Here is a 22,136-nt window from a genome sequence, read left to right as displayed (position 1 = left end):
CCTGACCGGCGCGGATGCCTCGGCCGAGGCGTACCCGCAAGAATTGACATCCTCATCCGCAGAAGGCGGTGTCTACCAGGCCGTCCATGATGGGCTTGTAGCCGAAACCGAATAAGGGCGGGAGCTGGTTGAGGCTGATGGTTATCGTGCGAGCGGGCGTGTAGCCGCCGAAGACGAAGAAGCCGTCCATGGCGCCGCCATGGCTCCAGATATCGATACCGCAGGCATTGGTGCGGCGGAAGACGCCGAGGCCGACATCGCCAGGTACTGCTGGGTCCATAGTCGGGATGGTGTGCTCCATTTCGGCGAGTTCCGTTGGGCGAAGGAGCTTTCCGGCGAGTAGCGCACTGAAGAAGCGGTTCAGATCGGCGCCGGAAGACACGAGCGCGCCATCGGCCAGCCCCCAGCCCGGGTCGATATCGGTGATGTCGACCCGAGTGCCGTTGACGATCTGATATGCGCGCGGGTGTGGACCGCGGATCACGTTCTCCAGTGGGAATGCGGGCCAATAGGTGTCGCCGAGTCCCAGCGGAATCAGGATCCGGCTGGTCACCTCGGCTCCTACCTGCCGTCCCGTAACCTGCTCGATCAGTTTTCCGGCCAGCAGGTAATCGGTATTGGAGTAGCCGAACCGCGAACCCGGCGGGAACTGCGCGGGCGCATCCAGACCGAGTCGGATCAGCTGATCCGCGGTTTGGTACTGCTGTAATGCCTCGGGGGTCCGCAGGTTCAAGCGAACGAGATAATCCGGAATACCGCTGGTGTGCTGCAAAAGATGGCGGACGGTGATCAGGTTTCCGTCGCCACCGGGGCCGCGCACCACATCCGGCAGATAATTCTCGATCGGAGCGTCGAGCTGAATTCGCCCCTCCCCCGCCAATTGCAGCACCACGGTCGCCACGTAGGTCTTGGTATTGCTGGCGATCCGGACCTGTGCGTCATCCGGAAACGGATTGCCGGTCACGATATCGCCGACGCCGCTGTTGACCTGGGTGGCGTCGCCGTCGGCGGTGACGATCAGTTGCGCCCCCGGAACGGCTGCCAAACGGACCAGATCATCCAGCCGGGCCTGCAGCGCATAGAGGCGCACTGGGCCCGGTTGGGCCGAGGGCGCTGGGAGCCCCGCCAGCACCGAAATCATCAGTGCGGCAACCAAAGCTGTCGTTACCTTCAACCGCCACATCCGCCCTCCTCGGCTACGGCCCCGGCGGCCGTACCTTCACGGGTTCCATTCGGCTCGAAGCAAACTCCGGCGCGGGTGCGTCGGTGGTCGATATGTCCGGGCGGATCAGCCGCCGTAGGACACATGCGGTGTCCAGTCGTCGAGGGGGCGGACGGCGGCGGCGTGCAATGCCGCGGCGACCCGCTCCCGAGTGAACGGTGCCTGCCCGAGCACCCCGTTGATCTGCACCGCGACGGCACGGAAGCCCTCGGGGGCCAGAGTGGTGTCCAAGCTGGTGACGAGATTGCGCACTGCCGCCTTCTGCACGCCGAGTGATGCCGCCTGATTCCACGGCGTGTCCGCCGCCGCGCTACCGGTGACCAGCACGCGGGCACCGTCGGCGAAGAACGGACGCGCGGCCTGCACCGCGGGCAGCAGCGCCGCCGCGCCGATCGTGAAGTCCTCGATCAATTCCGCGACTGTCAACCGCAATGGATCCGCCTCCCGGAAGACGCTCGGGTTGAAGTGCAGCACATCGATACGCCCGTGCCGCTCGCCGACCTCGGTCACAATGCGAGTGATATCGGCCGGGTCGGCCAGATCCACGCCGACGCCTTCGGTATCGAAACCTTCGCCCAGCAACTGCTTCGCCAACGGCTCGGCTTCGGCATCGAAGCGACAGGCCAGCACCACTATGTACCCGTCGCGCGCGAAAAGGCGGCCGACGGACAATCCGATGCCGGGACCGGCACCGAGGACGAGCAATACGGGAGCAGCCATGTATACGAGACTAGATCGTCGAACTGCGCAGATCACAATGTCCGATTCTTGCCTGCCCAGAACGGAGTCGGTAACACTGGAAAGGTTGAGCAGGCCCTTTCGTGTGACCTGCGAGCAGTCACTAGACGGTAGCGGGGTATGACCCGGACGTGCGCTGAATGACTCGAGACGAAAGCTGAGGCGGCGAGAATGATCCGGGACCCAGGCCGCCGCCATGGATGACGACACCGTCGAGATTCCCAAGATCACCGAAACAGGCCGCGCCAGACACCGACGAGCGGCATCCAAACCCCGCCGCGGCCGCAAAGCAGCCGAGATCGCAATGCGCGTCCTGACATCGATGGCCGCTCTCGTAGTCCTGTCCGGGACCGGATTCGCCTGGTCGGCCAAGACCGAATTCGATAACGGCTTCACCCACACCGACGCGATCGGCAAGGACGCGCCGCATTCACTCGGCGGCGACCTGAATATCCTGCTGATCGGCCTGGATACCCGCAAGGACCTCGACGGCAAGGATTTACCGAAGGAGATCCTGGACCAGTTGCACGCCGGCGATAGCGACAACGGCGGCTACAACGCGAATTCGCTTATCCTGCTGCATATTCCTGCGGATATGCATAAGATCGTGGCCTTCTCCATCCCGCGCGACGACTATGTCGCGGTCTCCGGCATTCCGGGCTACGACCACGCCAAGATCAAGGAGGCCTACGGGCTGAAGAAGGCCGCCACCGAAACCAAGCTGGAAAACTCGGGCATGAAGGACAAGGTGGCCTTGGAGCGCGCGGGCCGCGAGGCAGGGCGGGCATCCATCGTGCAGACGGTACGCAACCTGGTCGGCGTCCCCATCGACCGGTTCGCCGAAATCTCACTCGTCGGCTTCTACGACCTCGCCGATCAGCTCGGCGGCGTCGAGGTCTGCCTCAACCACGCAGTCGACGACAGCTACTACTCCGGTGCTGTCTTCCCCGCGGGCCCGCAGCACCTCGATGCCGCCAACGCGCTCTCCTTCGTGCGCCAACGCCACGGATTGGAGAACGGCGACCTCGACCGCACCCACCGCCAGCAGGCCTTCCTCACCTCGGTCGCCAAATCGCTGAAGGACACCGGCACGCTGACCAACTTCAGCAAGCTCTCCGGGCTCATGGACATCGCGCACCGCGATATCGTGCTGTCCGACGGCTGGAACCTGCTCGACTTCGCCCGCGACCTCGGCTCGGCGGGCTCGATTTCGGTCGAATTCCGGACGCTGCCGGTATTGCGCTACGACAATATCGACGGACAGGACGTCAATATCGTCGATCCGGCGGCCATCAAGAAGGAAGTGCGCGCCGCCTTCGGCATCGAAACCACCCCGACCACTCCGACGCGCAACCCCACCAGCATCGTCGATGTCCACAATGCGAGCGGATACACCGGCCGGGCCGCGCAGCTGTCCACCGCACTCACCAAACGCGGCTATCCGGCGGGCACCGTGGCCAATGGCACCCGCGCCGACGGCACGACCTCCACGCTCACCTATGGCAGCGGGGCCGAGACCGATGCCACACGACTGGGCGATCTCCTCGGTCTCACGCCGACCGTATCGCCGAATATCGAAGCCGGCCACATCACCGTCGTCGTCGGCACGGATTTCGCCATGCCCACCGAACTGGTGCTGACCACCAGCGCAACCCTCACCACCTCCGCGAATCCCGCACCCGATGCGGGCAAGCCGGTCGCGACCACGATCGGCAGTAGCGTGCCCTGCGTCAACTGAGGCCGGTATCCACCCAGGTCAGACCCGCAGCGGCAAAGTGGGTCCGAAATGGCCGGTAAACTACGGCACGGGCCAGTACGTCGCAGGTGCACCGCAGGGAAAGCACGGCGCAACACAGGAGAGTCATGTCGAGTCGCCGCTTCCATTGGAGAGCAGCTGCGGGTTTTGCATTGGTGATGACGCTGCTCGTCGCCGGATGTTCGTCGAAATCGGAAGCTCCGACTACCAAGGCGGGACCGCCGCCGCCCGCGATCGTCATCACACCGGGCGGCGGCAATAATGTCGATCCGCTCGCGCCGGTCGAGGTGACCGCGAACGACGGCATGCTGACCTCGGTGTCGCTGACCAATGAGGCGGGCCGCTCGATCGAGGGCATCTACACCCCGGACAAGACGGTGTGGAAGCCCACCGAACCGCTCGGCTACGGGCACACCTACACGATCAGCGCCGAAAGCCTCACCATCACCGGCCGTGTCGGGCCGACCACCTCGACGTTCAGCACGCTGGCGCCGAACAACCAGACCAAGGTGTATCTGACCACCACCGGCGGCACCCCACTGGCCGACGGCGGCACCTTCGGTGTCGGCACTGTCGTTGTCGCGCACTTCGATGAGGACGTTCCGGATAAGGCCGTCGCGGAGAAGCGACTATCGGTGACAACCAATCCGCCGGTCGAGGGTTCCTGGTACTGGCTCGACAAGCGCAACGCGCACTGGCGGCCGCAGCAGTACTTCGCACCGGGTACCAAGGTGACGGTCGCGGCGAACATCTATGGCGCCGACCTCGGCGGCGGGCTCTACGGCCAGGAGGACAGCAAGACCACCTTCACCATCGGCCCCTCGCACGTCTCCATCGCTGATGACAACACCAAACAGGTGCAGGTCTTCGAGAACGGCAACCTGATCCGCACCATGCCCACCTCGATGGGGATGGGCGGCAGCGAGGTCATCGCGGGTAAGACCCTCACCTTCTGGACCCAGCCGGGCATCTACACGGTGATGGACAAGGGCAATCCGGTCATCATGGACTCCTCCACCTACGGTCTGCCGGTCAATTCCCGGCTCGGCTACAAGGAAGCCATCGGCTGGGCCACCCGCATCAGCACCGATGGCATCTATCTACACCAGCTCGATTCCACGGTCTGGGCGCAGGGCAGCCAGAACCTTTCGCACGGCTGCCTGAACCTGAGTGGCGCGAATGCCCAGTGGTTCTACAACTTCGCGATTCCGGGCGATGTGGTGGAGGTCCGCAATACCGGCGGCGCACCGTTGCAGGTCTGGCAGAACGGGGATTGGAGCGTGCCGTGGGACGAGTGGGTCCAGGGCAGCGCACTGCACTGAGCCTTTTGGCGCGCACACGCTGAGTCCTGCGGACCGCAAGGTTCGATCCCGCCTGCGCGAGTTACTCCTCGGACTTCGGAGCAGAATTCGTCCGGTCATGGGTTCATAAGGAGACGCAATGCAGTTCTTCGGCAGCTGGAACCACTCGCTCAGAAAGGTGACAGCGGCGGTCGCCGCGGTCGCGATGACGCTCGCGGCGGTCGCCGCAGTCACCGGGCAAGCGAGCGCCGACCCGGCCACTGACATCCACTATGTAGCTCTCGGCGATTCCTTCGCCGCGGGCGCGGGCGTATTTCCGCAAACCGAACTCGCCACGTGCTCACGCTCCGCGGTCAACTACCCGGCGCTGGTCGCGAAGGAACTCGGCGCCGCGACCTTCAAGGACGTCACCTGCGGCGGGGCCAGCCTGAACGACCTGACCAGCCCGCAGCGCGGCGTCGTCTCCGGTACCGCCGCACCACAGTTCGATGCGCTCACACCGGACACCACGCTGGTGACAATGACCATGGGCGGCAACGATATCGGCCTGGCGTCACAGGCCCTGCGGTGCGGCAATCTGCTGCCGGAGCCCTACGGCACGTCATGCGAGGACACCTTCACCGCGAACGGCGTCGACATCTTCGGCGAACGGATCAGGGCCCTGGCACCCGTCTACGGCAGTGCGCTCGATGAAATCCGCTCGCATGCACCCGCAGCCAGGATCGTTATCGTCGGGTACCCGACCGCCACCCGCGCAGGCGCTTGCCCGGAACAGCAGCCCGCCTGGCCGCGCGATGCCGACTACCTCCAGGGCGTGCTGGTCGACCTCAATACCCTGCTGCGCAACGTCTCCGCCGCACACGGCGCGATCTTCGTCGACACCGCCACCTCCAGCATCGGACACGATATGTGCGCTACCCCCGACCAGCAGTGGATCAACGGGCTACTGCCCTCGTTGTCGACGCCCTCCTTCGTTCCCCTGCACCCCAACACCTTTGGTGAAGAGAACATCGCACAGCAGGTTGTCGCCGCACTGCGGTGAGATCCCGCCGCCGCGGATATCCGTAGCGTGCGGGCCGATAGCGCGGTCTCCTATTATTGCTCTGATATCTATCGACGCTGGAGCTAGCGTCGATAGATAGTCGACGCGCCGAAACCCTCGCTGCCGATAGCGATTCGCTAGTCTGCGAACAATGGACGCAGTAGAAGAGCGCACCGCATGCGGCGCCCCCGGGCCGGGCCGGTCACGAGGGTCGACGCCGGGTAATCCTGGAGGCGGCCCTGGAGGTTTTCGCAGAACGCGGCTACCAGGGTGCGACCATCGCGATCATCGCGGATCGGGTCGGGTTGAGCCAGCAGGGCGTGTTGCACTACTCCCCCAATAAGCACACGCTGCTGGCGAATGTGCTCGCACTGCGCGATCAGAACGATCTCGACGTCCTGCTCGCCACCGCACAGGTGCATCGCAATATCGCGGTGGCGCGGCACCGATCACGGGCAGATATCGGCCCGATTTGCCGACTCGATATGCCGAGCGGCCGTGGGTGCCATAGTTTTCACCGAGCCGGGCGGTTGGCGCCGGGTAGCTTGCTAGGAAGCTCCGAGGAAAAATGCACGTTCCCAACGAACCGATATCGACGGTTCTCTACTACGTCTTCTTGCTCTTCTACGGCGCACAGGATGCGCTGGGCGGGACTATCGTCCTGGACTGACCGAGCCGACCTCCCCCACCGAGTAGTCCGCAGGGCCGCTCGGATACCGTGCTGCTGTGACCGAGTCGAGGTGCTCGCCCCCGTCGCTACCTTGCTGATCCGCACCGAGGAATAGCGCGACAGGCGGCGCCGACGTACGTTCGGCGTATGCAACTCGGTCAACCAAGTCGCACCGCCCTCGCCACCGCCTACGCTCGCGCCTACCACCAGATCGCGAGTGAGCCGCGCATCTTCACCGATCCGCTGGCCGTTCGAATCGCCGGCGTCACACCCGAGCAACTGGCCGAGCTGGCGATGGCGACGATTCAAGAAGACGACACCGACATGCGCCGCCGACGGCGGCTGTTCCTGGCCGCCCGTGCGCGCTTCGCCGAGGACACCGTTGCCGACGCGGTGGCCGCGGGCACCCGACAGGTGGTGATTCTCGGTGCCGGACTGGATACCTTCGCCTACCGCAACCCACATCCGGAAGTACGGGTATTCGAGGTCGACCATCCGGACACCCAAAGGTGGAAGCGGCAGCGGCTCGACGCCGCGGGCATCGTAATTCCGGCGTCACTGACCTTCGCTCCGATCGACTTCGAAAGCCAAACGCTCGCGGCAGGATTGGCCGCAGTCGGGTTCGATCGAAGTCGTCCGGCCGTATTCATCTGGCTCGGTGTCGTCATGTATCTGACTCGGGACACGATTCTGGACACCCTGCGTTTCGTCGCAGGCCAGGCGACACCAGTGCGGTTGGTGTTCGATTATCTTTATCCCGCTTCGGCTTCCACCTCCGAGGAAATGGATCAGCGCACCGCGCGAGCCGATCGGGTGGCAGCCATCGGTGAGCCCTGGCTGAGCTTCTTCACGGCCGACGAGATCGCAAATATATTGCGGAATACGGGATTCGACCAGGTAGACGATCGTGACGCACCGAACCTCATCGCCGGTTATCTCGGTACGACGCCGCGACAGGTTTCGTCGGTTCCACCACATGTGCTGTGTGCCAAGCGAACCGCGTAGCCAGCATCCAATCGGCACCGGCGCAAGCCCGCACAGCCGGGCCAGGACACGGCGCGGCCCGAGGTCCGCACCGTGGCAACTTCGGATTCACCGCACATGGTAGCTTTTCAGCCGTCCGACCCACGCCGCAGCGGACTGAACACCCGACTCCTGTCACGCATTCACCGCACCCGGAAAACTGTCAATCGCCAATCCGTTGAACGGGTCCGGGTGATGCGCGCGGCGATGGCGAAGTGTTGGCGGCCACGGTCATAGCTGGCGAAGACTTCCGCGGTCGAAACGTCGACCATCCTGAGGCTCGCACGGTAGAGCATGGCAACGCCGAGGTTGCGGCCTGGTGCGAGGTCGGCTCGGACTATGGTCCGCACTGCGGCGACTACCGCGGGTGTGGCCATGGTGGTGAGTTGAGCGACGGGGCGGCGGTGGTCGAGTATCTCGAGTGCCAGCCGTAGCGCGCGTTCGACGAATTGCTGTGCCGTCGAATCCGATTCGACGACCGGCGGCGGCTCGGCATGTCCAGCACTGAGCGCTCGCCGCACACCGAGCGGGCCAGATCGTCCGGTCTGATCATTCCGCGGTAACGGCGTGCGGCACGGCGACGCACGGGGCGGATCCTCGAATTCCGCACGGCTGCCCGCCGGGCGGTACGGCAACAACGGCGGCTCGGTCCTCGGCGCATACGAAAGCCCCGACGGATGTCTTTCCATGCAGCACCCCCAAATGAGTTCCAACTACTACCCCCGAACTCCGACCGCGACAGCATTACACGAATATCACCGCGGGTAAACACCCAAGCGACCGCTCTGGTGCCAACCGCGCCGCCGCGCGATCAAGGTCGGGCCGACGCCTGCACAGATTCCACCTGAGCTTGGTCAGCGGCTGGCGATGCGGGCCAGCGTTTGCAGGGGGTCGGTGAGGACGTCGGCGAAGGCGAGTTCGGCGGCGCCGACGAGAGGGGCGTCGTCGGCGAGTGCGGAAGTGCGCAAGCGAACCCGTTCGCGCACCGCGAGCAGTCCGTTCACCGCGAGCCTGCTGCGGACCTGCGCGGCGGAGGCCAGGTAGACCTCGCGGAGCACACCACCGAACACGACCATCGTCGGGTTGAAGATATTCACCAGGTTCGCGACACCGTATCCGAGCCAATCCCCTACCTGGTGCAACGCATCTCGGGCAGTGGCGTCACCGCGGGCTGCGGCATCGATGATCGCCTCCACCGCCGCCCGCCCGGTCAGATCTGTCCGTCCGGCCGCCGCGATCAGCGCGAGTTCACCCGCCTCGGCCTCCAGGCAGCCATATGACCCACAGGTGCAGGCCCGCCCACCCGGATTGACGATCATGTGCCCGACCTCACCGCCATAGCCGCCCTCACCACCGAGCAGCTTGCCGCCCATGATGATTCCGCCGCCGATCCCGACCTCACCGTGCAGATAGATCATGTCCGCGACACCGATGCCGACACCGCGCTCCCGTTCGGCGAGCGCACCGAGGTTGGCATTATTACCGACCGCGACGGGCAAGCCGAGACGCTCCGAAAGCCGGGTCCCGACCGGCACATCGACCCACCCGATATTCGGCCCGTACCGAACGACACCGTCCTGTTCGCGCACCATCCCGCAGAACGCGACTCCGACACCCACACATACGGTCACGGGTCCCGACTCGCGGATCATGTCCTCGGCGAGGGTAGTCAACGCACCGATCACATCATTCGGATCGAATGTGCCACTGGGACGTCGCGTTTCCCGCTGATCGAGAATCACTCCGCCCAAGCCGACCCGTGCCACCGCGAGCCGGTCCGCCCCGACGTCGAGCGCCAACCCGTACACCCGCTCCGATTCGGGCCGCACCACCAGTGACGGTCGCCCTGCCTTCCCCGTCTGACCCGGCAGCTGCTCGCTGACCAGACCCGCCGCGGCGAGATCGGCGGTCAGCGCCAGAATGGTGCTGCGATTGAGCCCCATCCGCTCGGCGAGTTCCGCCCGTGACATGGGTCCGCTGGAGTGGACATGGCGCAGCAGCACGGCGAGGTTCTGCCGCCGGATCTCGTCCGGGGAAGGTGCAGCTCTCATTCGGGCGAACCTCCTCCCGGTCGTCAGCGACACCTTGCGGGTCGCTCGAATAGTCAGCCGGTCAACTTCCTGGCAACGCACGCTTGCGCGACAGCGCGTCCACTCCCGCCGCCAACAGCAGCACGAATCCTGTCACAACGAATTTGGTGCCCGCGCTGTAGCCCATCAGGCCCATTCCGTTATTGATCACCGCTACCACCGCCGCGCCGAGTATGGCGTCGAGCATCCGACCGCGCCCGCCGAACAGACTCGTACCGCCGATGACGGCCGCTCCGACAGCGGTCAGCAACACATCACTGCCGCCGGTATTCGGATCGACGGAATTGGCTCGCGATGCCGCGATCAGCCCACCCACCGCGGCCATTGTCGAACACAGTACGAAGGCACTGATTCTGATTCGATCGACCGGAATGCCCGCGCGCCGAGCCGCTTCGGCACTACCGCCGACCGCGTAGATATGTCTGCCGAACGAGGTGCGGTTGAGCACGAATGTCCAGAGCAGCAGCAGCACGACGATCAGTGGCACCACGATCGGCATGCCCGCGAGCGAGTTGATCGCCGGATTGCGGCTGCGTTCGTCATTGAGGATCAGTACCGCCGCGCCCGCCACCACGGCGAGCGCCGCGATCCGCAATGCGATCACCGGCGCGGTTTCACCGGTGAGCCCGAGTTTGGTGCGTGCCCGCAGTTTTCGGTATTGGATCACCGCGAATCCCACCAGCAGCACCACGTACATGATCCAGCCGAGCCACGGCGGCACATTCTTATTGGCAATCGCGACAATCATCTCGTCGTGGATCGAGATATTGCGGCCGTTGTCCATGATCTTCAGCGCGATGCCCTGCAAGGCCAGGAACGCCGCCAATGTCACTACGAACGAGGGGATTCCGATTTTCACCACGATAGTGCCGATGGTCAGTCCGATCGCGACACCGGTGAGCAGCGAGACGAGAACCGCCACGTACCAAGGCCATCCCTTATCGGTGAGCAATACCGCGAGCACCGCCGCACACACACCGCTGGCGAATCCGGCCGACAGATCGATCTCGCCGAGCAGCAGCACAAAGATCAGTCCCATGGCGATCACCGCGATGGCCGCGCCCTGGGTCAACAGATTCGCGAAATTGCCCTGCGTCATGAAAACCGGCCGCGCGACCCAGAACACCACCGACAGCACCGCCAGCGCGATAATCGACGGCAGCGCACCCATATTCCCGCTACGCACCCGCCCGACATAGGTGTTGACCAGCTCGGTGACTGGCGAGGACGTGGCCTCGAACTTATCCGTAACCCCGGCGCTCATACACTTGCTCCATTTCCGAGGCCGAGACTTCCGCTGCGACCGGCGGTGATCAGTTCGACGACCTGCGCGTGCGTCACGTCGGCGGTACGCACCTGGGCGGCCATCCGGCCGAGATACAGCGCGGCGATTCGATCCGAGACCGCGAAGACGTCGTTCATATTGTGCGAGATCAGCACCACCGCAAGGCCTTTGTCGGCAAGTCGGCGAACCAACTCGAGCACCTGCTGAGTTTGCGCGACACCCAGCGCGGCCGTCGGCTCATCCAGAATCACCACTTTGCTGTTCCACAGCACGGCCTTCGCGATCGCGACCGTCTGGCGCTGACCGCCCGACAAACTCGCCACCGGCTGTCGCACCGATTTCACCGTCCGAACCGATAGGCCCGCCAAAGTCTTTCCGGCCAATTCCTCCATCCCGTACTCGTCGAGGACCAGCCCGTGTTTCTTTTCCCGGCCGAGGAACATGTTCTGCACGATGTCGAGGTTGTCGCAGAGTGCGAGATCCTGGTACACGATCTCGATACCGAGATCGGCGGCATCGCGCGGATTATGTACGCGCACCGGTTTGCCCTCGAACAGGAATTCCCCCGAATCGATCGGATGGGTGCCGCCGATGCATTTGACCAGGGTGGATTTGCCCGCGCCGTTATCGCCGACCAGCGCCGTCACCTCACCCGAGTACGCGGAGAAAGCGACCTCGTGCAAGACCTGGACGGGACCGAAACTCTTTTCTATCCCTCGTAATTCGATGACCGGCGTATCCGGCATGGGTGTAGCTCCTCAGGTTGCGGCGCCCCTTCCGCGATCCCCTCATCGAATCGCGGAAGAGGCGGGTAACACGATCAGCGGACCCCGTTATCCGCACAGAGCTTGGCGAATTCGCCGGTGCACAGCTCGGCTTTGGTGACATAGCCGTCCGCGACGACGTCGTTCACGTTGTCCTTGAAAATCGCCTTCGGTTCCAGCAGCACCGCGGGCACTTTCGCATTCGCCTCGGGATCGTCGACGGTACTGTTCGCCTCGCCCTTCTCACCCCGTGCCAGCGCGATCGCCAACTTCGCACCCGCATCGGCCTCCGACTTGATGGTCTTGTACACAGTCATGCACTGATCACCGGCGAGCACGTTCTGGAGCCCTTGCACCGTGGCATCCTGGCCGGTCACCGGGATCTGGCCGTTCAGCTTCTGCTTCTTCAGCACCGCGATCGCGGCATTGCCGAGCCCATCATTTGCGGCGACCACGCCACCGAGATTCGGTGTGCCGGTGAGCATTTGTTCGAAGATGGTGCCCGCCTTCGTGTTATCCCACTCCGGCACCGCCTGATCCGGCCCCTTCACATACTCACCGGAATCGAACTTCGGCTTCAACACACTGTCGTAACCGTTCTTGAACAGCGTCGCGTTGTTATCGGTGGGTCCGCCATTGAGGTAGGCGACGATCGGATTGACCGCCTTCTTATCGGTGAGGCACTTGGCCAGCCCGTCGCCCATCAGTTGGCCGACCTTCACATTGTCGAACGACACGTAGAATGGCGCCCCGCCGCCGAGAGTCAGTCTGTCGTAATCTATTACGGTCACACCCTGCGACTTCGCCTTCTGGATCACGGCCTTGCCGGTACCACTGTCGAGATTTGTGATCATCAGCACCGAGGCACCATTGGTGATCATCTGATCCGCGATGGTCTGGAAGGCGTTCTTATCCCCCTGCGCGTTCTGGATATCCGCCTTGATCCCCGCCGCGTCGAATGCTGCCTGCAGATACTTCCGATCCGCCGTCTCCCACCGCGCGGATGTCTTGCTGTCCGGCAGGATCACACCGATCTTGGCACCCCCACCACCGGAGTCCTTGTTGTCGTCCCCGCAGGCAGTGAGCGAGGTGAGAAGCGCAACCGATACGGCCGCAATGCCGAGGATCCCCTTACGCATGAGGGCGAGCCTTTCGTCGAACCACCGCCCAACCAAGCCGGGCAGCGAATGTTGTTTGATGCAACATATTCCACTGCAACCCGAAGCACAGTCGTTTCGCAAAGATATTTGTTGTCCGCCATAACAATCCGGCCACAGCACCTCAACGCGGATCCAGGAGCTGCGCAGACAACTGATCACGACTTCGAGGTTGACCAATCCCTAAGCGGTCCGCGCCCCGGTGTTGCGCCACATGAACCCGATTCGAACAGCGCGTCGAGCAGAACCGACGTCGACCATTGCGGGACGTATCAACGAAGACCGAACCGCACCCCTGGCGAGCGCCGTCCGATGCGGCCGGGATCCTCATGCGGGTGAGCTCCGCGCTATGCCGGGGTTCGTGCGGACGCGGCTCGACCTCATCCGCACCGAGATATCGCGAACATCGTGACCTCCCGTTGGCGACTACGACATTCGGCGCCGGCGGCGGCGCACTGTGCGACCGCGACCTTCCCGCGTCGCGCGCGCCGCCATCACCATCGGACCGACCCGTTCAGGCCCGCACCGCCGGATACCGCGCGTTGTTGAACACCGAGAGGTGCAGTCCGCATAGCGGTCGGGGCCGGTCGGTCCGAATAGTCACGAAGTCGCGACTGCTGGTCGAGTCTTCCAGCGCCAATCCACATTCATACATGCGCATGAGTGCAACATCCGCTACGCTATCGGACGGCAGCATTGTCAAACGGAAAGGGGCGTTCGACTATGGGCGAGCAGTGCGTGTCGCCGAAGCGGTCCGCGGCGGTGGTCGGCGAGGCCGAGGACATAGCTCATGACCACTCGCATGGCCACGCACACTCCGACCATTCGAACAAACACGGCCACAGCCACGACCACGGGGTGTCGGCGGATTCGAATCCGCGCTGGCTGGCTATCGCGCTCGGTTTGATCGTCACATTCATGCTGGTCGAGGTGGTCGTCGGTCTGCTGGCGAATTCGCTCGCGCTGATCTCCGATGCCGCGCATATGCTCACCGATGCGGCCTCGATCGTGCTCGCGATGATCGCGATCCGGTTGGCTCGACGGCCGGCGCAGGGGCGATACACCTACGGGTTCAAGCGGGTCGAGATCCTTTCGGCGCAGGCCAACGGGATTACTCTGCTATTGCTCGCGGCGTGGTTCGTCTACGAGGGCATCAATCGGCTGATCAATCCGCCGGATGTCGAAGGGCCGCTGGTGTTGATCACGGCGTTGGTCGGGATCGCTGTCAATATCGCCGCCGCGTGGAGCATCAGCCGCGCCAACCGGACCAGCCTGAATGTCGAGGGCGCGTTCCAGCACATCCTCAACGACCTCTACGCTTTCATCGGGACCGCCATCGCGGGCGCAGTGGTGTGGTTGACCGGGTTCGCCCGCGCCGATGCGATCGCGGCGCTGGTCGTCGCGGCATTGATGATCAAGGCGGGCTGGTCCCTGGTTCGCGAATCCGGGCGGATCTTCCTGGAGGCCGCACCCGCCCATCTGAATCCCGATGCCATCGGCGCGCGCATCGTCGCGATCAGGCAGGTCACCGAGGTCCACGACCTGCACGTCTGGCAGATCACCTCCGGACAGCCGTCGCTGTCGGCGCACATCCTCGTCGACGACGCCGCCGACTGCCATGCGATTCGCTCGACGATCGAGGGGGTGCTGCACGACGAATTCGCATTGGAACATACGACTTTGCAGGTCGACCACTCGTCGGATCAGCAGTTGTCCGCCGACGACGCGCACTGCACGGAGGCGCATGGGCCGGTGCACCGGTCCTGACCGCCCACCGCTGTTTGACCTTCGAGTCACCTGAGACTCCATGATGAGCGGGTGGCGGGCGGCGGTTTGATCACGATCGGCGGATTGGCGCGGGCCTGTGGGCTCGCAGCCAGCGCATTGCGGTTTTACGACGATTGCGGGTTGTTGGTCCCGGTCCGGGTGGATGCGGTGACCGGATACCGGTACTACAGCGAGGCGCAGGTCGACCGCGGGGTGATGATTCGGCGGCTGCGCAGCATCGGGAAGTGCCATTGGGGGTTGTTTCGGAGATTTTGAACGGGGACGGGGCGCGGGCGCGGCGCTTGCTCGACGAGCATGTGGCGGAACTGGCGCAGCGGGCTCGGGAGGCGGCTGCTGTCGCACGGGTGATCAAGGCGGAGATCGGGACGCGGGTAGCTGGTGAAATGCCCGCAGATCTGTGGATCGCGCGTAACTGTATTCGCCGAGAATACATTGATGGCGCGGACGACGGGTCGTCCGCGAAAGCCGTTCCTAGCCTTCGCGCCCCGGCGGCTGCGTCTCGTCGGGGGCGGCGAGGGAGATCTGAGCGAGGCGGTTCGGGTCGGCGATAATGTCGATGGTGGTTATGCGCTGGTCGGTGATGGTGAAGGCGAGCAGACATTCCAGATTTCCGTTGGGTGCGACGACCAGTCCCATGTGGCCATCAATGAGGGCGGGACAGGTGTAGCGGGCCCTGGTGGAGAACATCAAGGCGCTGGAGGTAACCGGGCGGGCACCGCGCATACGGATCGGGCGTCCGCTCGGGGCGGCGACGGCATCCGCGTGCAGTTCGACGTCCGGATCGAGTACGGCTATCAGCGCGTCGAAGTCACCGGCGCGGGCGGCCCGCAGGAATGCCTCGACGACCATGGATTCATCGGCGCTGCGACTGGTCGTGGATGCGCCACGGACGCGGCGGCGGGCGCGGGCGGCAAGTTGCGCGGCCGCGGCGGGGGTGCGGCCGAGGATGGACGCGAGTTCGGCATAAGGCAGATCGAACAGGTCGTGTAGGACGAAAGTCAGCCGCTCGGCGGGGGTCAGGGTGTCGAGCACGACCAGCAGTGCGAGCCCGACCGAATCGGCCATGACAGCCTCCTGTTCGGGATCCATGGTGTCCGCGGCGACCGCGGGCAAATCGGCCGGTAGCGCGCCGACCGGATCCTCGCGGCGGGCTTTGCGGGCGCGCAGCATATCCAGGCAGATGTGGGCGACAACGGCGGTCAGCCAATTGCGCAGGTTACGCACGCCTGCGGTGTCGGCACGGTCGAGCCGCAGCCATGCCTGCTGGACGGCATCGTCGGCATCACTCGCCGACCCGAGCATGCGATAGGCCACAGCGCTGAGGTGGGCACGGTGGTCTTCGAAGTGCTGCGCGAGCCACTGGCTCTCCTCGGTCATCGGCGATCTCCTTCCCATCCGATCCACCCGTCATGGCGACAGGTCCTGCTCCGTCATATCTATGACGACCGAAACCGCGGCGACATGACACGCCCGCGGATCCACCCAGGACAGAAGGGCGACCCGATGCACAAGACATCCGACCCGCGCCTGACATCCATCCCGCCGACGCCGGATCGGCACCGCTGGCTCGCACTGGTGGTATTGCTGGTGGCCGGGTTCATGGACCTACTCGATGTGACGATCGTGAATGTCGCGCTGCCGACGATCCAAAGCGACCTGAACGCACCCTACGCTGATCTGGAGTGGGTGGTATCGGGTTATCTGCTCGGATTCGCGGCCATGCTGATCACCGGCGGCCGACTCGGCGACCTGCTCGGTCGCAAAACCATCCTGCTCGTCGGCCTCACCCTGTTCACGCTCGCATCGCTGGCATGTGGAATCGCCCCCGGCCCGGCGTGGCTGATCGCCGCACGAATAGTCCAGGGCGCGACGGCTGGGCTGATGATCCCGCAGATCCTGGCGATCATGCACGTATCGTTCCCTACCGACGAGCGCGGAAAGGTGCTCGGCATCTGGGGCGGTGTGCTCGGGTCCGCTTCGGTCGCCGGATTGATCGTGGGCGGAATCCTGGTGCAGGCCAACCTTTTCGGTTGGGCATGGCGGCCGATCTTCCTCGTCAATGTGCCCGTCGGGATGCTGGCCATTCCCGCGGCCATGGTGCTGGTGCGGCAGTCCCGCTCGGCCACGGCGGATCGATTGGATCCGATCGGCACCATCCTCGCGATCGGCGCGGTACTACTGCTGGCCTATCCGCTGACCGAGGGACGCACCCTCGGCTGGCCGGTGTGGACATTCGCGCTGATGGCTGCCGCCGGGCTGGTCCTCGCGGTATTCGTCGCCTACGAGCGGCACCGGAGCACGACGGTCGGATCGCCGCTTGTGGTGCTGGATCTGTTCCGGAAGCGCTCATTCAGTGCCGGCATGGCTGTGTGGCTGTTGTTCTGGATCGCCCTCGGCGGCTTTTTCCTGGTCTGGACCCTGTATCTGCAAGCGGGGCTCGGCTGGACCCCGCTGCGAGCCGGGCTGAGCGCATCACCATTCGCGATCGCCGCTGCCGCGGGGGCGGGAACGAGTGTGGAGGTGTTCGTGCCTCGCTTCGGACGGCTGGTGCTATTCGCGGGCGCGATGATCAGCGCCGCCGGATTCGGTCTGTACCTCTATCTGGCCGCGCACTATGGCCCGGACATCACTTCCGCGCAGATGTTCGCACCGCTCGCGATCAGCGGATTCGGCTTCGGACTATTCGCCGCCCCCACCGTCGACGTGATCCTGTCTGATGTTCCCGCCCACGACGCCGGGTCCGCATCCGGACAATTGTCGACCATCCAACAGGTCGGCATGGCACTCGGTGTCGCGCTGGCCGGGGTGTTCTTCTTCGCCCAACTCGAGAACACCTCCACCAACGGCACCACCGCAGCCATCCCCGCCCTCCACCAGCAACTCACCAACCTGGACATACCGGCCACCGCCCAGGACCAGATACTCACCCAGTTCCGTGCCTGCGTCCACGATCGCTCCGCAGCAACCGATCCCACCGCCGTACCGTCCAGCTGCCAGCCCGCACCTGGACAACCGTTCTCCGAACCATTGCGGCAAGCGCTCACAAAGGCGGGACTAGAAGCCAACGCGCACAACATGTCTCACACCTTCGCCCAAACCCTGTGGTGGGCCGTCGGCATGCTGGTCGCCATCGCCGCGGGAGTGCTCGCACTCCCGCGCAGGTTCACCTCAGAATCCGAAACACATTGGCCGAGTGTGGATTCGCTCGCATCGGATGCAGTGCAGTGAGGCGGCGCGAATGCGTGGACAATTGATTCGACGATGCGGTGCGGCGATATGAACCCGGTGAAAGTGGGGTGCGTGTCTGGGCCTGGCTGTTTCTGCTGCCGGGCCACTCCTCGGCGTTGTCAGATTGATTCGGGCGGTGAGGTTTTGAGTTTCCGCAGGTCATCACGTTCGCGTTCCGCCCGGCCACGCCCACCGTAGGGCTCTTATCGACCACCGACCTGCCACAGCAATCGTTCGATGATCATGCGTCCGTCATCTCTCCTTGTGGCGGAACAGGATCCGGTATTCCTGTGGGGAGGTACCGAGGTGCCGATGGAATACGGCACGTAAGGAAGCGGGAGCGCCGAGACCGGACAGGCGTCCGACCTGCTCGATGGGCACTGTGGTCGCCTCCAGCAGTTCGCGTGCCCGGTCGATGCGTGCGTCGGTCAGCCAGGCCATGGGCGGAGTGCCGGTCTCCTCGCGGAAGCGGCGGATCAATGTCCGCCGTGACATATGAGCACGTTCGGCCAGGCCGTCGACGGTCAAGGGCTCAGCAAGATTCTCGAGCATCCATTCCCGCAGGGGTGCAAGCTCATCTCCACTCGCCTCGGGGCGGAATTGGTCGACGAACTGTGCCTGGCCTCCCCGTCGCCGTGGCGGCGCGACGAGACAACGTGCGTGCATATTCGCCGCCGCGGCGCCCAGGTCGGTGCGGATCAGGTGAAGACATAAATCGATCCCAGCGGTTACGCCAGCGGAGGTGAGAATATCGCCGTCATCGACGTAGAGCTGATTCGGAAGAACATCGACGGCTGGATAGCGCTGACGCAATTGCTCGGCGCACCGCCAATGAGTGGTCGCGCGGCGCCCGTCGAGCAACCCAGCCGCGGCAAGGGCGAAAGCCGCGGTGCAAATGGAGACGAGTCGAGCCCCCCGAGCGTGAGCCACTCGTAGCGCCGTCAGAAGCTCCGCTGACGGGGTCGCGTCGATGTCGTCGTAACCCGGAATGATCACAGTGCCGGCGTCGTCCAGCACGTCGAGGCCGCCCGCGACGCTGATCGCGAAACCACACCCGTGCACCAGACCAGTGTCGGTGTCACCGCACACGGTCAGCTGATAGTGAGGTTCCATTGCGAAGATCTGCGTCGCGGTACCGAACTCGAGCGGGAGCACACCAGGCACTACGACCACTGCAACGCGGTGTCTACTTGTCATATTGGCACGATTTTAGCGCTGTACGGCGTCTGTGCCGCTTTTGCCAAGGCCAGCCCCTTCATAGAGTCGATGCCAGCCCGCTCTGTGACCGTCGCACCTCCCGTCCGCGCTCGCCTTCCACCTGACGCGCGAGCGGGACGTGGATTGGAATCACCTTCATGGCGTGTGACGCAGCTACTGGCCCGCGAGGAGAGTGGGCGAGAATCCCTCGCGTCACTCAGTGCCAGGCCCTTCGCTGAGGATATGGCGGTGTTGAGAACGAGATCGCCGTTGTCGACGACGAACCAAAACCGGGGCAACGAGAGGACGTCCGTCTTGGGCGGAGAAGCCCAGAGTGCCGGTTCTTGTCCCTGCGGACAAACACTCAGCCTGCATCGGAGAGCTCTGCGTGACTCATGCCTGTGCACCTGTGGTTCAGTAGCCGACGGTGAAGCGCTGCCGGCGGTGGCTGGGCCGCTCGATCTCGTCGAGGACGGCGACCGCGTAGTCCTCCACAGTGATGGTGCTGTTGCCATCGGCGCCGGTGATGAGGTTGTCGAGGGCGGTGCGGTAACTGCCGGTACGGGTGCCGGGCTCGATCACTGCCGCAGGGCTGATGTTGGTCCAATCGAGGTCGGTGACGGTCCTGTAGTAGTCGAGGGCATCGCCGTGGGCGTGCATGATCTGAAGCAAGAACTCGGGCAGACCTGGGGCATCCCACACCTGCTGACCATCACCGGTGCGCAGAGAGCCGGCGCCGCCGACGGTGAGTAGGCGGGGCGCCTGCCGGCCGAGAGCCCGCAGTCCTTCGGTGAGGGCGACTGCGGCAGGCTTGATGGTGGCGATGTGGCCAGGACCGTCACCACCGCCAACAGCGCTGACGACGACGTCGTGGCCCTTAGCGGCGGCGGCGACCGACTCGGCATCGAGCACATCACCGGTGGTGACGGTCAGGTTGGCGTGGCGTTCGGTGACTTTGGCGGAGTCGCGGACGACGGCGGTGACGGTATGGCTACGGCCGATGGCCTCGCGGACGATAGCTGAGCCGATGGTGCCGTTGGCTCCGAAGACAGCGATGTTCGTCATGGCAGTGCTTTCCTTCGTGGTCTGTCGTGTTTCGGTGAACGGTTAGTCGGAGGTAGGGGCCAGGTGCCGGTCGAGGGCCTCAGTGAGCTGGTGGGCACTGGACAGCGGTCCGCCGAGACGGTGGGTGCCGGTGGGGGTGTGCAGGAGCAGAGTCGGGTAGGCGTCTACACCGAGCTGGCGCAATTCCCGGAAGCCGCCTTCAGCTTCGGTGCGGGTTACCGGGTCGAGGACCGCGTCGACGACGGCGTCTGCATCGAGGCCGTGCGCGGAGGCGATGGACCTGTATACGTCGAGGTCGGAGAGGCTGCAGCCGTCGACACACCAGGCGCGCTGAAGGGCGCTTGTCAGTTCCAGGATGCGTCCAGGAGCCTGGCGGCTCAGCGCGACAAGGCCGATGGCGGCGTCGGTGGAGTCCAACACCAAGGTCCCCTCGGCCAGGGCGTGCTGATAGCCGTCACCGAAGGTGACCCCGGTGGCTTCGGCGATGCGCTGGGTGGCGGACGGGATGTGCGGGTACGCCGCCACGGGCAGGGCGCGCGGGCCGGAGAACAGGCCCCCGGAGACCACCCGCAAATCGATACGGTCCGCGTTGCCCTCAGCGAACTGCCGCAGCGTTGGGCCGAAGCCGTAGCACCAGCCGCAGTAGGCGTCGAACGCGTACGTCAGTCGGATACGGTCTGTCATTCTGAGCCTCCCGGTATTTGGTAGAAGTCAGTCATCACTATCGGCCGGGAGCTGCGACGGTCTTATCGCCGAACATGCTCTCGACTGACTTCGAACTTAGAATCCGGGAAAAGTTCTGCCCAGGTACAGTGAGGACTCATCGTGGTGAAAAACGGACACGAAGTGATCCTCGAGATCCCGTACGCTCCACCGGCGGCCGACGCTGCCGGCATCGAAGTGATGCCGATCGCCGAACTGCGTCGCCGCATGCGTCGCCGCGGGGCGGAAGGAGTCCGGGACGCCGAGGGAGCAGGCCGCGCACAGCGCCCGGACTTCCACCTACTCCTCACCGTGGAAAAGGGGCTGCTATGGCACATGATCGACTTCGCCGACTACGCCGTCACCGACAGCACCTGGCTATGGGTCCGCCCCAGTCAGGTACAGCGTTTCGGCGACCTCAGCGCGGCGACTGGCACCCTAGTACTGTTCCGGCCCGACTTTCTCGATCCCGCCACCACCACCGACGTCCGCCTTGACGACCCCTTCGGACCGACCCTGTGGCAGATCACCGGAGAGGACGCCCCCGCCCTACACCGGGCCCTCGACCACCTCACCCACGAATACGGCACCAGGCACATACCGCCCCCCACCCGCTCGGCCATCCTCCAGCGACTGCTGGCAGTCCTCCTGCTGCGCCTCACCCAGGCGATCACACCCGCGGGAACCCCCCTGCCCGCCGAGCACGCGGAAACCTTCCAGCGCTTCCGCACCGCCGTCGAAATCGACTTTGCATGGGCCCATGACGTCAGACACTACGCACGCATCCTCGGATACTCGCCGCGCACCTTGACCCGAGCTGCGCTCGCCGCCGCCGGCGTCGGCGCCAAGGAGTTCATCGACCGTCGCGTCGTGCTGGAGGCCAAACGCCTCCTCGCCCACAGCGAAGAACCCGTCGCCGGCATCGGGTCCCGCCTCGGCTTTCTCGACACCAGCAACTTCACCAAGTACTTCACCCAGCGCACCGGCACCACGCCAGCAACCTTCCGTGACCGGTACCGCATCGCACGCTGAAGCCACCAGAGGTAATCCTGCCTGCATGTGGGCAGAAGCGGTGCCGAACCGCGAGACATCGTCCACCGAGGACGAG

20 protein-coding genes and 2 pseudogenes are annotated in these 22,136 nt (G+C 64.6%); 9 read left to right on the top strand and 13 right to left on the bottom strand.

Features of this window, described 5'->3' with window-relative positions:
• Positions 1-52: 52 nt before the first annotated feature.
• Positions 53-1,183 (bottom strand): serine hydrolase domain-containing protein, encoded by a 1,131-nt coding sequence (locus ACW2Q0_RS09920; protein ID WP_457188456.1) that lies wholly within the window; start codon positions 1,181-1,183, stop codon positions 53-55.
• 105 nt (positions 1,184-1,288) lie between these two features.
• Positions 1,289-1,942, bottom strand: coding sequence for an SDR family NAD(P)-dependent oxidoreductase (locus ACW2Q0_RS09915; RefSeq protein ID WP_457188454.1), 654 nt, complete (start codon positions 1,940-1,942; stop codon positions 1,289-1,291).
• A 214-nt stretch (positions 1,943-2,156) separates the two neighbouring features.
• Between ACW2Q0_RS09915 and ACW2Q0_RS09910 the strand changes: the two genes are divergently transcribed.
• From ACW2Q0_RS09910 to ACW2Q0_RS09890, 5 genes and pseudogenes are all read left to right on the top strand, one after another.
• Positions 2,157-3,698, top strand: a complete 1,542-nt coding sequence (locus tag ACW2Q0_RS09910; protein WP_457188452.1) for an LCP family protein — start codon at positions 2,157-2,159, stop codon at positions 3,696-3,698.
• Positions 3,699-3,823: 125 nt separating this feature from the next.
• Complete coding sequence (locus ACW2Q0_RS09905) at positions 3,824-5,038, top strand: L,D-transpeptidase (protein ID WP_457188451.1); 1,215 nt, start codon at positions 3,824-3,826, stop codon at positions 5,036-5,038.
• 118 nt (positions 5,039-5,156) lie between these two features.
• Positions 5,157-6,059 (top strand): SGNH/GDSL hydrolase family protein, encoded by a 903-nt coding sequence (locus ACW2Q0_RS09900; protein WP_457188448.1) that lies wholly within the window; start codon positions 5,157-5,159, stop codon positions 6,057-6,059.
• A gap of 224 nt (positions 6,060-6,283) precedes the next feature.
• Positions 6,284-6,406, top strand: a pseudogene (locus ACW2Q0_RS09895) (TetR family transcriptional regulator); the annotation flags it as partial.
• Between the two features lie 470 nt (positions 6,407-6,876).
• Positions 6,877-7,734, top strand: a complete 858-nt coding sequence (locus ACW2Q0_RS09890; protein ID WP_457188446.1) for a class I SAM-dependent methyltransferase — start codon at positions 6,877-6,879, stop codon at positions 7,732-7,734.
• Between the two features lie 161 nt (positions 7,735-7,895).
• On the opposite strand, the gene ACW2Q0_RS09885 is transcribed toward ACW2Q0_RS09890, so the two are convergent.
• The 6 genes from ACW2Q0_RS09885 to ACW2Q0_RS09860 all read right to left on the bottom strand — a co-directional run bounded on the left by ACW2Q0_RS09885 (position 7,896) and on the right by ACW2Q0_RS09860 (position 13,379).
• The gene (locus tag ACW2Q0_RS09885; protein WP_457188444.1) at positions 7,896-8,441 is read right to left on the bottom strand and encodes an Rv3235 family protein; all 546 of its coding nucleotides are present in this window, start codon (positions 8,439-8,441) and stop codon (positions 7,896-7,898) included.
• Positions 8,442-8,606: 165 nt separating this feature from the next.
• The gene (locus ACW2Q0_RS09880; RefSeq protein WP_457188442.1) at positions 8,607-9,803 is read right to left on the bottom strand and encodes an ROK family protein; all 1,197 of its coding nucleotides are present in this window, start codon (positions 9,801-9,803) and stop codon (positions 8,607-8,609) included.
• A gap of 61 nt (positions 9,804-9,864) precedes the next feature.
• Positions 9,865-11,106, bottom strand: a complete 1,242-nt coding sequence (locus tag ACW2Q0_RS09875) for a sugar ABC transporter permease (protein WP_457188440.1) — start codon at positions 11,104-11,106, stop codon at positions 9,865-9,867.
• Complete coding sequence (locus tag ACW2Q0_RS09870) at positions 11,103-11,873, bottom strand: ATP-binding cassette domain-containing protein (RefSeq protein WP_457188438.1); 771 nt, start codon at positions 11,871-11,873, stop codon at positions 11,103-11,105. The genes ACW2Q0_RS09875 and ACW2Q0_RS09870 overlap by 4 nt, the downstream gene beginning before the upstream one ends.
• Positions 11,874-11,947: 74 nt before the next feature.
• Complete coding sequence (locus tag ACW2Q0_RS09865; protein WP_457188436.1) at positions 11,948-13,030, bottom strand: sugar ABC transporter substrate-binding protein; 1,083 nt, start codon at positions 13,028-13,030, stop codon at positions 11,948-11,950.
• A gap of 142 nt (positions 13,031-13,172) precedes the next feature.
• A complete protein-coding gene (locus ACW2Q0_RS09860; protein ID WP_457188435.1) occupies positions 13,173-13,379 on the bottom strand; it encodes a CGNR zinc finger domain-containing protein in 207 nt (68 codons plus the stop codon).
• A 527-nt stretch (positions 13,380-13,906) separates the two neighbouring features.
• On the opposite strand from ACW2Q0_RS09860, the gene ACW2Q0_RS09855 reads away from it, so the two are divergent.
• Positions 13,907-14,815 (top strand): cation diffusion facilitator family transporter, encoded by a 909-nt coding sequence (locus ACW2Q0_RS09855; protein ID WP_457188854.1) that lies wholly within the window; start codon positions 13,907-13,909, stop codon positions 14,813-14,815.
• A 51-nt stretch (positions 14,816-14,866) separates the two neighbouring features.
• Entirely contained in the window at positions 14,867-15,091 is a 225-nt protein-coding gene (locus tag ACW2Q0_RS09850; protein ID WP_457188432.1) for a MerR family transcriptional regulator, read from the top strand.
• A gap of 216 nt (positions 15,092-15,307) precedes the next feature.
• Here the strand turns inward: ACW2Q0_RS09850 and ACW2Q0_RS09845 are convergent, their stop codons facing one another.
• Positions 15,308-16,213 (bottom strand): sigma-70 family RNA polymerase sigma factor, encoded by a 906-nt coding sequence (locus ACW2Q0_RS09845; RefSeq protein ID WP_457188430.1) that lies wholly within the window; start codon positions 16,211-16,213, stop codon positions 15,308-15,310.
• A gap of 126 nt (positions 16,214-16,339) precedes the next feature.
• Between ACW2Q0_RS09845 and ACW2Q0_RS09840 the strand changes: the two genes are divergently transcribed.
• A complete protein-coding gene (locus ACW2Q0_RS09840) occupies positions 16,340-18,064 on the top strand; it encodes an MFS transporter (RefSeq protein WP_457188428.1) in 1,725 nt (574 codons plus the stop codon).
• 252 nt (positions 18,065-18,316) lie between these two features.
• Here the strand turns inward: ACW2Q0_RS09840 and ACW2Q0_RS09835 are convergent, their stop codons facing one another.
• The 4 genes and pseudogenes from ACW2Q0_RS09835 to ACW2Q0_RS09820 all read right to left on the bottom strand — a co-directional run bounded on the left by ACW2Q0_RS09835 (position 18,317) and on the right by ACW2Q0_RS09820 (position 21,010).
• Entirely contained in the window at positions 18,317-19,261 is a 945-nt protein-coding gene (locus ACW2Q0_RS09835) for a helix-turn-helix domain-containing protein (RefSeq protein ID WP_457188427.1), read from the bottom strand.
• Positions 19,262-19,458: 197 nt separating this feature from the next.
• Positions 19,459-19,636 (bottom strand): annotated as a pseudogene (locus tag ACW2Q0_RS09830) (PPOX class F420-dependent oxidoreductase); the annotation flags it as partial.
• Positions 19,637-19,675: 39 nt separating this feature from the next.
• Entirely contained in the window at positions 19,676-20,326 is a 651-nt protein-coding gene (locus ACW2Q0_RS09825; protein ID WP_457188425.1) for an NAD(P)-dependent oxidoreductase, read from the bottom strand.
• A gap of 42 nt (positions 20,327-20,368) precedes the next feature.
• Positions 20,369-21,010, bottom strand: coding sequence for a DsbA family protein (locus ACW2Q0_RS09820; RefSeq protein ID WP_457188423.1), 642 nt, complete (start codon positions 21,008-21,010; stop codon positions 20,369-20,371).
• A 162-nt stretch (positions 21,011-21,172) separates the two neighbouring features.
• Between ACW2Q0_RS09820 and ACW2Q0_RS09815 the strand changes: the two genes are divergently transcribed.
• Complete coding sequence (locus tag ACW2Q0_RS09815; RefSeq protein WP_457188421.1) at positions 21,173-22,060, top strand: helix-turn-helix domain-containing protein; 888 nt, start codon at positions 21,173-21,175, stop codon at positions 22,058-22,060.
• The last annotated feature ends 76 nt before the right edge of the window (positions 22,061-22,136 follow it).

The sequence above is a fragment of the Nocardia citri genome (genome assembly GCF_054065835.1).
The sequence above is the reverse complement of the archived record's forward strand: the minus strand, read 5'-3'. Positions and strand labels throughout refer to the sequence as shown.

What these genes read in the sequence shown, in the direction of transcription:
- ACW2Q0_RS09860 (WP_457188435.1), bottom strand. Translation starts at nt 13,379, where the DNA reads ATGAGGATCCCGGCCGCATCGGACGGCGCTCGCCAGGGGTGCGGTTCG.
- ACW2Q0_RS09875 (WP_457188440.1), bottom strand. Translation starts at nt 11,106, where the DNA reads ATGAGCGCCGGGGTTACGGATAAGTTCGAGGCCACGTCCTCGCCAGTC.
- ACW2Q0_RS09900 (WP_457188448.1), top strand. Translation starts at nt 5,157, where the DNA reads ATGCAGTTCTTCGGCAGCTGGAACCACTCGCTCAGAAAGGTGACAGCG.
- ACW2Q0_RS09920 (WP_457188456.1), bottom strand. Translation starts at nt 1,183, where the DNA reads ATGTGGCGGTTGAAGGTAACGACAGCTTTGGTTGCCGCACTGATGATT.
- ACW2Q0_RS09845 (WP_457188430.1), bottom strand. Translation starts at nt 16,213, where the DNA reads ATGACCGAGGAGAGCCAGTGGCTCGCGCAGCACTTCGAAGACCACCGT.
- ACW2Q0_RS09865 (WP_457188436.1), bottom strand. Translation starts at nt 13,030, where the DNA reads ATGCGTAAGGGGATCCTCGGCATTGCGGCCGTATCGGTTGCGCTTCTC.
- ACW2Q0_RS09890 (WP_457188446.1), top strand. Translation starts at nt 6,877, where the DNA reads ATGCAACTCGGTCAACCAAGTCGCACCGCCCTCGCCACCGCCTACGCT.
- ACW2Q0_RS09905 (WP_457188451.1), top strand. Translation starts at nt 3,824, where the DNA reads ATGTCGAGTCGCCGCTTCCATTGGAGAGCAGCTGCGGGTTTTGCATTG.
- ACW2Q0_RS09885 (WP_457188444.1), bottom strand. Translation starts at nt 8,441, where the DNA reads ATGGAAAGACATCCGTCGGGGCTTTCGTATGCGCCGAGGACCGAGCCG.
- ACW2Q0_RS09915 (WP_457188454.1), bottom strand. Translation starts at nt 1,942, where the DNA reads ATGGCTGCTCCCGTATTGCTCGTCCTCGGTGCCGGTCCCGGCATCGGA.
- ACW2Q0_RS09820 (WP_457188423.1), bottom strand. Translation starts at nt 21,010, where the DNA reads ATGACAGACCGTATCCGACTGACGTACGCGTTCGACGCCTACTGCGGC.
- ACW2Q0_RS09910 (WP_457188452.1), top strand. Translation starts at nt 2,157, where the DNA reads ATGGATGACGACACCGTCGAGATTCCCAAGATCACCGAAACAGGCCGC.
- ACW2Q0_RS09880 (WP_457188442.1), bottom strand. Translation starts at nt 9,803, where the DNA reads ATGAGAGCTGCACCTTCCCCGGACGAGATCCGGCGGCAGAACCTCGCC.
- ACW2Q0_RS09870 (WP_457188438.1), bottom strand. Translation starts at nt 11,873, where the DNA reads ATGCCGGATACGCCGGTCATCGAATTACGAGGGATAGAAAAGAGTTTC.
- ACW2Q0_RS09825 (WP_457188425.1), bottom strand. Translation starts at nt 20,326, where the DNA reads ATGACGAACATCGCTGTCTTCGGAGCCAACGGCACCATCGGCTCAGCT.
- ACW2Q0_RS09840 (WP_457188428.1), top strand. Translation starts at nt 16,340, where the DNA reads ATGCACAAGACATCCGACCCGCGCCTGACATCCATCCCGCCGACGCCG.
- ACW2Q0_RS09835 (WP_457188427.1), bottom strand. Translation starts at nt 19,261, where the DNA reads ATGACAAGTAGACACCGCGTTGCAGTGGTCGTAGTGCCTGGTGTGCTC.